This window comes from Oceanobacillus arenosus (assembly GCF_003369575.1).
Taxonomy (GTDB): Bacteria; Bacillota; Bacilli; order Bacillales; family Amphibacillaceae; genus Oceanobacillus; species Oceanobacillus arenosus.
The window spans coordinates 280,006-293,056 of record NZ_PIOC01000001.1; the positions used below are offsets into that span (position 1 = coordinate 280,006).

At 39.6% G+C, this 13,051-nt stretch carries 10 protein-coding genes and 1 pseudogene; 2 read left to right on the plus strand and 9 right to left on the minus strand.

The window, feature by feature from the left end; genetic code table 11:
• Window positions 1–34: 34 nt before the first annotated feature.
• Complete coding sequence (locus tag CWR48_RS01175; protein WP_115771205.1) at window positions 35–1,225, minus strand: glycine C-acetyltransferase; 1,191 nt, start codon at window positions 1,223–1,225, stop codon at window positions 35–37.
• Between the two features lie 184 nt (window positions 1,226–1,409).
• Here CWR48_RS01175 and CWR48_RS20250 point away from each other — a divergent pair, with 184 nt between their 5' ends.
• Entirely contained in the window at window positions 1,410–1,556 is a 147-nt protein-coding gene (locus CWR48_RS20250) for a hypothetical protein (RefSeq protein WP_170140657.1), read from the plus strand.
• 82 nt (window positions 1,557–1,638) lie between these two features.
• On the opposite strand, the gene CWR48_RS01180 is transcribed toward CWR48_RS20250, so the two are convergent.
• The 7 genes and pseudogenes from CWR48_RS01180 to CWR48_RS01210 all read right to left on the minus strand — a co-directional run bounded on the left by CWR48_RS01180 (window position 1,639) and on the right by CWR48_RS01210 (window position 10,183).
• Window positions 1,639–2,397, minus strand: coding sequence for a LysM peptidoglycan-binding and 3D domain-containing protein (locus CWR48_RS01180; protein ID WP_115771206.1), 759 nt, complete (start codon window positions 2,395–2,397; stop codon window positions 1,639–1,641).
• Window positions 2,398–2,616: 219 nt separating this feature from the next.
• On the minus strand, window positions 2,617–3,648 hold the full coding sequence (locus tag CWR48_RS01185) for an ABC transporter ATP-binding protein (RefSeq protein ID WP_115771207.1): 1,032 nt from the start codon (window positions 3,646–3,648) through the stop codon (window positions 2,617–2,619).
• A complete protein-coding gene (locus CWR48_RS01190; protein ID WP_115771208.1) occupies window positions 3,641–4,669 on the minus strand; it encodes an ABC transporter ATP-binding protein in 1,029 nt (342 codons plus the stop codon). Before CWR48_RS01190 ends, CWR48_RS01185 begins: the two co-directional genes overlap by 8 nt.
• A gap of 17 nt (window positions 4,670–4,686) precedes the next feature.
• A complete protein-coding gene (locus CWR48_RS01195) occupies window positions 4,687–5,607 on the minus strand; it encodes an ABC transporter permease (RefSeq protein WP_115771209.1) in 921 nt (306 codons plus the stop codon).
• The gene (locus CWR48_RS01200; protein WP_115771210.1) at window positions 5,607–6,542 is read right to left on the minus strand and encodes an ABC transporter permease; all 936 of its coding nucleotides are present in this window, start codon (window positions 6,540–6,542) and stop codon (window positions 5,607–5,609) included. The genes CWR48_RS01195 and CWR48_RS01200 overlap by 1 nt, the downstream gene beginning before the upstream one ends.
• Before the next feature lie 134 nt (window positions 6,543–6,676).
• Window positions 6,677–8,392 (minus strand): annotated as a pseudogene (locus CWR48_RS01205) (peptide ABC transporter substrate-binding protein).
• 864 nt (window positions 8,393–9,256) lie between these two features.
• A complete protein-coding gene (locus CWR48_RS01210; protein ID WP_115771344.1) occupies window positions 9,257–10,183 on the minus strand; it encodes a DUF1002 domain-containing protein in 927 nt (308 codons plus the stop codon).
• A 385-nt stretch (window positions 10,184–10,568) separates the two neighbouring features.
• On the opposite strand from CWR48_RS01210, the gene CWR48_RS01215 reads away from it, so the two are divergent.
• Window positions 10,569–11,783 carry an MFS transporter gene (locus tag CWR48_RS01215; RefSeq protein WP_115771211.1) on the plus strand — a complete coding sequence of 405 codons (1,215 nt, stop codon included), beginning with the start codon at window positions 10,569–10,571 and terminating at the stop codon, window positions 11,781–11,783.
• 87 nt (window positions 11,784–11,870) lie between these two features.
• Here the strand turns inward: CWR48_RS01215 and CWR48_RS01220 are convergent, their stop codons facing one another.
• A complete protein-coding gene (locus CWR48_RS01220) occupies window positions 11,871–13,043 on the minus strand; it encodes an iron-containing alcohol dehydrogenase (RefSeq protein WP_115771212.1) in 1,173 nt (390 codons plus the stop codon).
• Window positions 13,044–13,051 lie beyond the last annotated feature (8 nt).

A 13,051-nucleotide genomic window follows, 5' to 3' on the forward strand; every position in this document is an offset into this window, starting at 1 on the left:
CCACTTACCCCTTTTTGTCTTACAGGATGATCTACTAAATGATCCCTAACGCTTTCCCGACCTTTTCATACACTGTAATTGCCTTATCTAACATTTCTTTTGTATGTGCGGCTGTTGGCATATTGCGAACACGTCCCGTTCCTCTTGGTACTGTTGGAAAAACAATTGCCTTTGCATATACTCCTTCTTCAAATAATCGTTTACTAAATTCCTGCGACTGTTTTTCGTCACCAATAATACATGGGGTGATTGGTGTTTCGCTATTGCCGATGTTGAACCCTAAATTTCCTAATTTTACTTTTAAATAATTGCCATTTTCCCATAGTAGCTCATTCAATTCAGTACTATTCATTAAGATTTCAAGCGCTTCTGTACTCGCAAGCGCGTCAGCGGGAGATATTGCGGTTGAAAACAAAAAGGGGCGTGAGCGTGCTTTTAACCAGTTGATTAGATTTTCCTTCCCAGCAACATAACCACCGACAACACCGATTGCTTTTGAAAGGGTGCCCATTTGGAAATCAATCCGCTTCTCTAGTCCGAATTGTTTCACTGTACCAGCACCCTTCCCCGTCACACCCGAACCATGTGCATCATCAACATAAGTAATCAAATCAAATTCCTCTGCAATGTCAGCGATTTCCGGAAGCTTGGCAATATCTCCATCCATGGAAAATACGCCATCCGTAATAACCATTATTTTATTATATGCACCTGATTCAATAGCCGCTTTCGCTTTCTGACGAAGGTCCTTTATGTCCGAATGTTCATATCGAATAATTGTTGCCCTTGAGAGACGGCATCCATCAATAATTGAGGCGTGATTCAGTGAATCAGAGAGAATTGCATCATGGTTATCCATTACCGCAGAAATCGCCGCCATATTGCAATTAAAGCCTGATTGATAGGAAATCGCCGCTTCCGTTCCCTTAAATTGTGCCAGCTTTTGCTCAAGTTGGATATGTAAATCAAGCGTTCCATTTATTGTACGAACAGCCCCTGCTCCGACCCCATGGGAATCGATGGCTTGCTTTGCTGCCGTTTTCAAGCGTTCATCTGTAGCTAGACCTAAATAATTATTCGATGAAAGATTAACTTTCTCTTGCCCATCAATCATAATAACTGGTCCATTGGCACCCTGTACGACATCAATTTCATTATATAGCCCATGTTTATGCAAATCAGCAATGCGATCGTCTAAAAACCGATTCAATGTCTTACTATTCATTTATCATTTTCCTCCCAATATTTGAAAGTGTTTGAAATAAGTGAAATGAATATTGAAAGATTCCTATTCTCTTACTATGTTTCAATTCTAACGGTTATTCCCCTTTTTGAAAGAATTCCCAATGGTTTATTGGAGCGCTTTTTATTATAATGGGGATAGAAACAACTTTTGGAGGCATTGTTTGATGAAAAAAGTATTAGTCACCCTGTTTGCACTCATTATTATCGGTATTGCCTTCTTTGGATTTAGACAACTAACCGATAATCCAGATGAAGTAATCCAAGACAATAACCATTCTAAGAAAATCAATGTATCGCTTAATATAAGATAGATATATAGGTTTAGAAAGCAGAAAAAAAGGAAAGCATGTTATATCAATGCTTTCCTTTTTGCTGGCTTTACGATTCATTTCATTAGTTAACGATGGTTACATTAATGGTACGTACGCCCCAATTCGTTGCTTCACCTGTTGTTGGGACATGTACGTCGATTTTATTGCCTTTAATTGCGCCACCAATATCAGCAGCTGTTGCATATCCGTAGCCTTCCACGAAAACTTCTGAACCTAGTGGGATAACGCTAGGATCAACTGCGATTACCTTGGCATTTGGATTCTTATTAAGATCAACACCTGTATAGGTTATACCAGAACATCCTGCACATTTTGCTGTATATGCTGTTGCTTTTACTGAAATAGTTTTACCCTGTGGTGCTTGTGTTTGTGCTAATGCAGTGTTCTGTGTATTAGCTTCACTAGCTGTTGCATCTGAAGTTGCTGGCTTACTAGACTCTGTCGCTACCGCTATGTCATCTTGCTTTACATTACCACCTTTAATTGATAACTCTTGACCAATAACGATTAAATCTGTTCTTAAGTCATTCCATCCTCTTAAATCTTTTAATGTTACATTATGCGCCTTCGCAATACTTGATAAAGTATCTCCCGGTAGTACTAAATATTTATCTTGAATATAGATTAATTGTTTAGGGTGAATTACTGAGTCTTTAAGTTCATTTATATCTATTAAATCGTCTACAGTCGTATTATGTTCATTTGCAATATCCCAAAGGCTATCACCTTGTTGTACTTCGTATTCTTCCGCGGAAGCACTTGTTACGGTTGCGCCAGCAATGATAATCCCAGTAGCAATTGCCGCTACAAATTTCTTCATTTGGGTTCCTCCTTAAATTTCTGACAAACCCAATAGTAACATAGGAGACTATCGAATACAGTTACAGGCGGTTTAAGAGTCGATTACAAGAATGACTAAATTGGGCAAGAATATTACAAATGTAACATTATTGATATAAAAGTCTCGTTTTCTAGATGATATATTACAAAAGTCACAAAAAACTAGACTCTGTAATAGAAAAGTCCTACAAAATATCTATTAAACATGGATTCTTTCTACTTTTTGATTTTCTCTTGCTTTATGTTCCGCATTATAATTTTCATCATATACATGGCATGCGACCCAATGCTCTTCCTTGTATTCTTGCCATGTTGGTTCTACCTTTGCGCAGACATCCATCGCTAGTGGGCATCTCGTCCGGAAACTGCAGCCACTCGGTGGATTAACCGGACTTGGAACATCGCCTTCTAGAATAATTCGCTCCCTTGATCGCTCAATTCTTGGATTTGCAATCGGAATAGCACTAATTAATGCTTGCGTATAAGGATGCAATGGTTCATGATACAATTCATCGCTCTTTGCAATTTCCGCCATCTTCCCTAAGTACATCACCCCGACACGATCACTAATATGCTTTACCATCGATAGATCATGGGCAATGAACAGATAGGTCAAACCATGCTCCCTTTGTAACCTTTTCAGTAAATTTACAACTTGAGCCTGTATCGATACATCAAGCGCTGAAATCGGCTCATCGGCGACAATGAATTCTGGACTGACCGCTAATGCTCGAGCAATACCAATCCGCTGCCGTTGCCCGCCACTGAATTCGTGTGGATAACGATTCCCATGATCCTTATTCAAGCCTACAATTTCTAATAATTGATTAATACGAGCGGTCCGTTCTTTAGGCGATTGAATCAGCGCATGAATATCGATCCCTTCTGCTATAATATCCTTGATCGTCATCCTTGGGTTCAGTGATGCATATGGATCTTGAAAAATCATTTGCATAGATCGATTAAATTCCTTTAACATCTTTTTCGATTTTGCTTGATGCACATCCTCTCCACCGAATTCGATCTTGCCTTCCGTTGCACTGTATAATCGCATGATTGCTCGTCCTGCAGTTGACTTCCCGCAACCCGATTCCCCAACAAGCCCAAACGTTTCCCCTTTATAAATATCAAATGTAATCCCGTCAACAGCCTTTAGTACATTCTTTCGGTCTAGTTTAAAATGCTTTTTCAAATCCTTTATTTCCAGCAGTTTTTCTCGCTCATTAGACATAAATATCGTTTCCTCCTACGATTGCAGATTCAGGGATATCTACTTTAGGCGCGCGCTCATCTAATAACCAACAAGCCGCTTCATGGGTTGAGGAAACAGATGTATCAGAAGGCATATGTTCTCCACATACGTTCATTGCATATGGGCAACGCGTTACAAATGGACAACCCGTTGGCGGGTCGGCTAAATCCGGCGGAGATCCCGGAATAACCTGGAGCTCTTCCTGTTCCTTATCAAGCTTCGGCATGGATCCTAGTAACCCCCATGTATATGGATGCTTCGGTTCGAAAAATATCTCATCAACCATGCCCGTTTCTACAATTTTTCCGCCATACATAACAGCAACTCGAGTGGCCGTATTCGCTACGACACCTAAGTCATGTGTAATTAATATTATCGCTGTCCCCATTTCCTCTTGTATTTGCCGCATCAATTCAAGAATTTGTGCTTGAATGGTAACATCAAGTGCAGTCGTCGGCTCATCAGCAATCAGGATTTTAGGATTACAGGAGAGGGCGATGGCAATCATTGCCCGTTGCCGCATTCCACCCGAATATTGATGTGGATATTGTTTAATCCGCACTTCTGGTGTTGGAATACCAACTAACTTTAATAATTGAATCCCCCGCAGATGGGCTTCTTTCTTCGACATATTTTGATGTTTCATCAGTCCCTCTGCAATTTGCTTGCCAATGGTCATCGTCGGGTTTAAGGATGTCATTGGATCTTGAAAAATCATACTTATTTCTTTTCCACGAATACTTTCCATTTGTTTTTCTGATTTTTGTAGTAAATCCTCACCATTAAAACGAATTTCTCCACCGATAAATTTGCCTGGTGGCGTTGGCACAAGTCTTATAATCGACTGTGCTGTCACACTTTTGCCGGAACCAGATTCTCCAACAATTGCAAGTGTTTCCCCTTTCATTAATTGAAAACTAACATTCCGTACCGCCTTAACTTCCGAGCCATATGTATCAAACGATACGGAAAGATCCTTCACTTCTAAGATTTCACTCATCATATGTCCTCCCTTTATTAGCGTTCATTCGGATCCAATGCGTCCCTCATACCATCACCAATAACATTAAATGCTAGCATCGTTAAGCAAATGAATACCGCCGGAAAGAATAACTGATTCGGGTAATATTGCAGTGCTGGCAGGGCATCTGACGACATCGTTCCCCAACTTGCTAATGGGGCTTGTACACCAATACCAAGAAAACTTAAGAATGATTCCGTGAAAATCGCACTTGGAATGGTTAATGTTAATGTAACTAAAATTGGACCTAGAGAATTTGGTATGAGATGCTTCCTTAATATTCTAGTATTACTTGCCCCTAACGATCTTGATGCCATAATAAACTCCTCTGACCGAAGCTGCATCACCTGTCCACGGACAATTCTAGCCATATTTATCCAGCCTGTTATCGTCATTGCAATGATTAATGTCCAAAGATTTTGCGGTAACACGACTAATAATAAAATAACGACCAATAGATATGGTACACCGTATAAAACATCCGCAATCCGCATTAGAATTTCATCGACTTTGCCACCGAAGAAGCCTGCGACAGCACCCCAAATAACACCAATTATTAAATCAATCAGGGCGGCCATTAAACCAATAAATAAGGAAATTTGCGCACCATACCATGTTCTGGCAAATACGTCTCTCCCTAAATTATCCGTCCCAAACCAATGCGTACCAGATGGTGGCTGGTTGGCTTCTAATAATTGATTTTCATAGTAGTTGTGCCCAGAAATTGGACCACCCATAATGGCCAATACCGCTAATAATAGAATGATAATAATACCGAATAATGCTAGTTTATTCTTTCTAAATCTGCGCCAAGCATCCTTCCAGTATGATGTGCTCTCCCCTACGATTTTCTCTGCTTCCGATTGTTTTAAATGTAATGGTTCGAAGTCAATTTCCTTTAATTGTCGATGCTCCATTATTTATTCCCCTCTTTCGATGTTACGTTAATCCGTGGATCAATTAAGCCATAAATAAGATCGACGATTAAAATTGAAACCAACAGAAGAACACTGAAAAAGACGGTAGTACCCATAATAACCGTATAATCACGATTAGTTACACTTACAACGAATTCGCTACCTAAACCAGGAATACCAAAGATCTTCTCAATGATAAAGCTCCCCGTAAGTATCGAGACAACTAGCGGGCCTAAGTAGGAGACAACTGGTAATATCGCATTGCGCAATGCATGTTTATAAGTAACAACTCGTTCGCTAAGTCCCTTCGACTTTGCTGTTTTAATATAATCTCTATTTAAAACATCCAGCATACTCGATCGCATTAATCTTGCGATAAAGGCAAGTGGCGTCGTCGCTAGGGCAGCTGCCGGTAATATGGTATGTGCAAATGATTCGAATCTAGCAATCGGTAAAACCTGAAGATAAATTGCGAAGATATATTGTAAGATTGCTGCCATAATGAAGCTTGGGACAGAAATTCCTAAGACAGCAATGACCATTGCTAGATAATCTCCAAATTTATTATGCTTTACTGCCGCAATAACCCCTAGTAATACTCCTATCGATATGGCAATAAAGATAGCCTCTAGACCAAGTATCAGTGAATAAGGGAAGCTCCTACCAATGATTTCCGTCACTTCTTGTCCAACATATTTAAAAGATGGACCAAAATCGAATGTGAAGGCATTAATGAGATAGGAAAAATATTGTTCATGAATTGGATCATTGAACCCGTATGCCTCATTCATCTGTGCTTCGATTGCAGGCGTTGATGCCCGTTCAGATGCAAATGGACCACCAGGAGCGGCCTTCATTAAAATAAACGTAACCGTAATAATTAAAAATAAAGAAAGAATGATGTAACCGATCCGTTTGAGTAAGTATTTGATCAAGAACATTCACCTCCAGCATTTACTGATTACACTTACAATAAGCGGTAATTATTTAAGGGAATCAACATAAGGCATACAGATTCCTCTATACACCTTATGTTGAAAAGCATTTTATCAATTACAGCATAGATCTATTACTCTGCTAGATACACCCACTTGAACTGTAATTCACCAAGTGGCGATACTTCTAAATCTTTCACGTAATCTTTGCTAAGCCATGCATTGGAATAGAAGTAAATTGGAGCAATTGGCATATCTTCCATAAATATTGCCTCCGCTTGTCTTAAGATCCCCTTACGTGCATCTGGATCTGTTTCCGTTCTTGATTGCTCAATCAGTTTGGAATACTCTTCGCTTTCCCAGTTCGTATAGTTGTTTCCACCGACAGATTGGAAAAGCTCGATAAAGTTAATCGCATCATTAAAGTCAGCAATCCAACCCATGCGACCAACTTGGAAATTCCCTGATCCCATACTATCAAGGTAGACATTCCATTCTTCATTACTGAGTGTTACCTCAACACCTAGATTCTGTCTCCACATATCTTGTACAGCCTGAGCAATTGCTGCATGTGCTTCAGCGGTATTATAGGAGAGACTAATTGCCGGTAATTTTTCTAACCCTAGTTCCTCTAGACCAGTCGCTAAATACTCTTTCGCCGTTTCCAAATCATTATCCTTAAAGTAACCTTCCGCATTTTCCTCCCAAATCGAAGTAGGGACAAGTGCCATTGCAGGGATTTCCTCACGTTGCGTAATACTTTGGATGATACCTTCGCGATTTATCGCTAGGGCAAATGCCTTCCTAATGTTAACATTATTAAACGGTTCTTTTTCCGTATTGAATGCATAATAGTACACACCGGCCTTTGGAGAGATATTTAATGATCCATCGGCTTTTAATGATGGAATTGCTGATAATGGCAATGAGTCTGTTGGATCTCCTGCCCAGTCTAATTCCCCATTATTAAACATCTCTAAAGAGGTATTTTCGTCATCTATCATATACATATTAATCGTCTCTAATTTTACTGTATCCGCATCCCAATAATCAGCATTCTTCTTAAGTACAATTTGATCCTTATGTTTCCATGATTCAATTAAAAACGGTCCATTCGTAACATACGTATCCGTAACATTAAGTGCCCAGTCATCTGCACCTTCAACTACTTTTTGGTTGACTGGATAGTAAGTATAAAAAGCAGTTAAGTCTAAAAAGTATGGCGTTGGTTGTGCTAGTACTACTTCTAACGTCTTTTCATCAATTGCCTTCACGCCAACCTCATCAATTGAACCACCCTCTTCTTTCGCAGCCTGTGCTCCCTTAATAACATACATCTGGTAAGCATAGTCTGTATCCGCATTATCCGGATTCAATACCCATTTCCACGCATATTCAAAATCCCCTGCAGTTACTGGATCACCATTCGACCACACGGCATCCTCGCGAAGATGGAATGTATACGTTAACAAATCATCGGATACATCATAGGTTTCAGCCATTGCTTCCTCCGCTTCACCATCTTGATTAATTCGCATTAAACCTTCGAAAATTTAATTAAGTACAGCACCAGAAGTTGTATCTGTAGCAAGACCTGGATGTAATGAAGGCGGCTCTGTTCTAATATTTATGTCAAATGTTTGATCGGCAGCAAGACCATCTCCACCCGCCGAAGCTTCTGGATCTTCCTCAGTATCTCCTGGATCTTCTGATTCTGTGGGTTCTTCCGTATTACCATCCTTACTTCCGCTATCATCACTATCTGCTGAATCATCTCCACTACAAGCAGCTAACAGGACTCCCATTGCAAGTAATAACGCTAAAAGCAATGACCAACTCTTCCACTTCATTCTTTTGACCCCTCTCTTAATATATCTATTTTATTTGACAGATAATTCAAAATTACCTGTGATAGCTATTATACTATTATCTTGAGATTTATCAACCATTTTTTATAAGAGTCATAAAATAAAGTATTATATGTATTTACTGTATATTGCTAATATTAAATAAATATTAGTTTCCCTGAATAATAGATTGATGCATTTTCCAAAAGTTATTTCCCTGTAGCAGCAAACTAAAGTATCACCATGGTTTAATGTGACATCATTCGTTGTAATTATACAGTGAGAAGGTTTTTAATACTATCTGTCCAGTGATGGATGATAATTTAAAATCGATGTAAAGTGCGGACTACTCTAATGTGCTGAGGGCTCTCAGGCCAGTCGCTCCAGAAATACACTACGCTTTCCACGGGGAGCTGGTGAGCCAACTCGCGCTATTGCGCTTCGTTGTCTCACCTAGGCTCTTCTTCCCGTAGGAGTCTCCGTGTATTTCTTCCGCTGGGATTGTGCAGTAGTTATTTATATCATTTTCATAAAAATAGGAGTCAGCATTTCCTCTCTAAAGGCCGTTGATTGTAGCGGAGGAGAGGAGACTCCTGCGGGAAAAGCGAAGATGTTGAGTCCATAGCGTTTTTTTGCTAGGGGCTCAGCTCAAGCCCTCCGGATGCGCGACTGACCGTAGCGAAAATCAACTTTGCGCCTAACTTAGTCCGCACTTTATCTAAAATATGATATAAACCCAGAGTTACGAGGTATATTTGTAAGTATCTGGCACTTAAAATATTTCCTAGTTCAGAAAGGATATAGCCGTATTTTTAAATCATAATAAAAAGGACTCCATCACTAGAGTCCCTTTATCAATCTACTATTTTATTTGAATAATCCACCAAAGAAGTTACTTATCGCCTGGAACATTTCACTGAAGAAGTTTGCTACCTTTTCCCAGAAACCAGCGTCTAATCCTAATTCATTCGCTTTATCTGATATAGAAGATGCAATATCTTGTAGCTGCGTTTTTACTGCGCCAAAGTCGATATCGATATTCCGCATTTTATCAAATAAATCAATCAACATTTGGCGATCCGCTTCATTTAGTGTGATTTCGAGATTTTGCAGCTGTTCGCTGACAATCTGTTCCACATCTTCCCTTGTTGCCGGATTTTGGTCGGCAATCATTTGCTTTATTTCTGACAATAATTGGCTAACCTTTTCTTGTGACATTCCTTCGCTATCAGCTAGGTTAGTCGCTACGCCTAGCTCCTCGTTGGCAATCTCCATACGTTCTTTATCGAGTTCGAAACCTTCCGCATCATATGCCTTGTAAATTCCTGTTAATGCAGAATGTCCCGATACCTTAACAGGGGATACAACATCAACTGTTGCATCAGACACGCCGGCAGTAAGCAAAGCATTGGCGTACATATCACTCGACACTTCGGTAATATTTTCCGGTGTAACGATATTGATTGTTAGCCCATTTCCTTCTTCCTGACGCACAATTTTCGCTGATGAAAATAGTCTCGCATTTGCATCACCTTTAATATAGTTGGCTACATCCTGTCCAGTAACATCGTATTCCACAACTGCCGCTGAGTCGGTAACTTCTAATTTCTCACGCACTTCATTTCGTTGATCCTCTGACAATGTACCACCATATACGACAATTGGCGGGCCTAATTTTTCATTAATGGAATCCGTATCTGTTGGCCCTGATGCTGCAAATACAGGTGCCGCTAATCCTGAAACAATACTAACCATAATTAAAAGCGAAATAATCTTCTTCAAATGTAACTTCATCATATTTTAATCTCCTTATACATCGACATTCTTAATTAGTGAAGAAAACAGTAGGATTTTCTTTTTGTGATTCCAACAATTAAATAAACTGTGACTTGTGGTTACTGTCTGTACTGCACTCATGCTTTTGACATGTTCCCTTATCCTTCACTATTAAACTATCCATTGCTTCCAATCTATTATAACCTGTTCCAAACTTTATGGATATTATTTTCTCCATTTCGCTTCCTTCATCAGTTGAAAATCGCCATTCTGTATTTCTAGAGCATTTCATTTCCAATATTATTTCGAATACAGTATATTTAGAGTATCGAAGTATTTCTATGGAAGGAAGGTCAATCCAATCATTGATTCAACACAAACTATTAAACGTAATTTAGCAATCATGTGGTTTGCTAACTTTTTTGTTTCTGGAAGTATGACAATGGTTATCCCGTTTATCTCCTTATATATTAGCTCCTTTGGTAATTTCTCCGCTTCCTATGTTCAAACATGGTCGGGATTAACCTTTGCAGTGACATTCGTTACCGCCTTTATCTTTGCACCAATCTGGGGGCGGATTGGCGATAAATTCGGCCGGAAGAATATATTAATTATTTCAGCTGCAGGTATTGGCATTTCCGTGTTCTTAATGGGATTTGCTACTTCTGTTTGGCAGCTCTTTTTACTGCGTCTTATCATGGGAATTGTTACAGGGTTCATCCCAATGTCACAAGCATTTATATCAACTCAAACACCGAAAGAGGTTGCTGGAAAGGTACTTGGAACATTGCAAACTGGTAGTGTTACAGGTTCATTAATTGGACCAATGCTTGGTGGAATACTAGCAGATACATTCGGATATTCGAATACATTCAAATGGGTATCGGTAACTATTTTCTTATCTGCATTGCTTGTTTTCTTTGGCGTTAAGGAAATTCAAGTGAAACTTTCTACGGATAGTAGAGACTATCAAACCTATTCTAGTAAACAAGTGATTATGCATATTTTACAAAAGCCTACATTGCTAGTGGTCTTGCTTTTATCCGCACTCGTACAAATTGCAAACTTCAGTATTCAGCCTATCCTATCATTATTTGTCGAGGAAATTCATGGTTCAGTTAATATTGCCTTTTTCGCTGGTATCGCCTTTTCTGCGGCAGGTCTTGGAAATCTGTTTATGGCAAGAAACTGGGGTAAGCTTGGGGATAAGGTTGGGCATACCAAAATATTGACCATCCTTTTAATCTTATCGGGAATCGTTTATCTCCCAGGTGCATTTGTTACAAGTATCTGGCAGCTCGTAATCCTACGTTTCCTTTTAGGAGTAACAATGGGAGGAATTATCCCTGCACGTATCGCCTATATTAGACAGGCTGCACCTCTATCCATGCAAGGCGAAGTACTCGGGTATAATACGAGCTTGCGATTTTTGGGAAATATTATTGGACCGGCTGTGGGTGGTATTATTGCCGCTGCATTCGGCTTCTCAGCAGTATTCTTTGTTACAAGTATTTTACTGATACTTTGTGGGGTTCTTATGCTCTTCACTTGGTATAAATTTGAACATACATTGAAGAAATCGCAAGCATTCTCCAGCCGTCATGTACATCAAGAATAATAGCAAAAGGAAGCACAAGGCAAATAATGCGTTGTGCTTCCTTTTTTCATTTTTATTCTACAATATTCCCCAGGAAATATCAGTTTATTACAAGCTTGCTTGAAGGATGGCAAGAGAATCCTGTTTGTTAAGTTTTTTAAACCCACCATATTCCGCTCTCATCGTTACTGTTTTTTCTGCCATGGATTCTACCGAGCTATCATCAATGCCATATTCGGCTAATGTTGCAGGGGCACCAATACTTGTCCAGAAATCACGTAATCGATTAATTCCCTCCAGTGCAGTCTCTTTGTCCGATTTTCCAGTTGGATCAACGTCAAATACACGCATAGCTAATTGTTTAAAACGAGGTGCATTTTCATCATCAAGGACATGCTTCATCCAGTTTGGAAAAATAATAGCTAATCCACCACCATGGGGAATATCATGGACTGCGGAAACGGCATGCTCTAAATTATGTGATGCCCAGTCGCCGGAGAAGCCCATGCTTAACATATTATTTAATGCTAAGGTTCCACTAAGCATAATCGTTTCTCGATGCTCGTAGCTCTCTAGATTATCGAGTAGTTTTGGCGCAGTTTCCATTACAGTTGTCAGCACACCTTCACAAAAGCGGTCTTGAACCTTCGTATTTGTTGCCTGATGAAAATAATGCTCGAATACATGTGACATCATGTCGACGATGCCATAAACCGTTTGATCACTTGGCACCGATATTGTATGTGTCGGATCAAGAATAGAAAACTTTGGATAAGTAAACGGAGCATAACCCCAGCCATACTTCTCATTGGTTTCCCAGTTCGTAATAACAGAGCCACTATTCATTTCCGACCCTGTTGCAGCATGTGTTAATACTGTTCCAAATGGCAGCGCATCATTTGCTTGAGCTTTTTTCGTAATAATATTCCACATATCAGTATCCGTTGCAGCGCCTACAGCGATTGCCTTCGTACAGTCAATCGTACTTCCACCACCAACTGCTAGAATAAAGTCAATACTCTCACTTTTGCAAATCTCAACACCTTTACGTACCGTTGAGATTCTTGGATTCGGTTCAACACCTGATAATTCAAATACCTCTGCATTTATTTCTGCTAACTTTTCCATTACATTATCGTAAATCCCATTGCGCTTAATACTTCCGCCACCATAGACGACAAGTACTTTCTTGCCGTACTGTGCAACTTCACTTGGTAATGCATCTAATTGCCCTTTACCAAATATTAGTTTTGTCGGGTTGTGATACGTAAAATTATCCATAAAGAGAC

Coding starts and splice junctions, on each gene's coding strand:
- CWR48_RS01175 (WP_115771205.1), bottom strand. CDS start 1,225: ATGAATAGTAAGACATTGAATCGGTTTTTAGACGATCGCATTGCTGAT.
- CWR48_RS20250 (WP_170140657.1), top strand. CDS start 1,410: ATGAAAAAAGTATTAGTCACCCTGTTTGCACTCATTATTATCGGTATT.
- CWR48_RS01180 (WP_115771206.1), bottom strand. CDS start 2,397: ATGAAGAAATTTGTAGCGGCAATTGCTACTGGGATTATCATTGCTGGC.
- CWR48_RS01185 (WP_115771207.1), bottom strand. CDS start 3,648: ATGTCTAATGAGCGAGAAAAACTGCTGGAAATAAAGGATTTGAAAAAG.
- CWR48_RS01190 (WP_115771208.1), bottom strand. CDS start 4,669: ATGAGTGAAATCTTAGAAGTGAAGGATCTTTCCGTATCGTTTGATACA.
- CWR48_RS01195 (WP_115771209.1), bottom strand. CDS start 5,607: ATGGAGCATCGACAATTAAAGGAAATTGACTTCGAACCATTACATTTA.
- CWR48_RS01210 (WP_115771344.1), bottom strand. CDS start 10,183: ATGAAGTTACATTTGAAGAAGATTATTTCGCTTTTAATTATGGTTAGT.
- CWR48_RS01215 (WP_115771211.1), top strand. CDS start 10,569: ATGTGGTTTGCTAACTTTTTTGTTTCTGGAAGTATGACAATGGTTATC.
- CWR48_RS01220 (WP_115771212.1), bottom strand. CDS start 13,043: ATGGATAATTTTACGTATCACAACCCGACAAAACTAATATTTGGTAAA.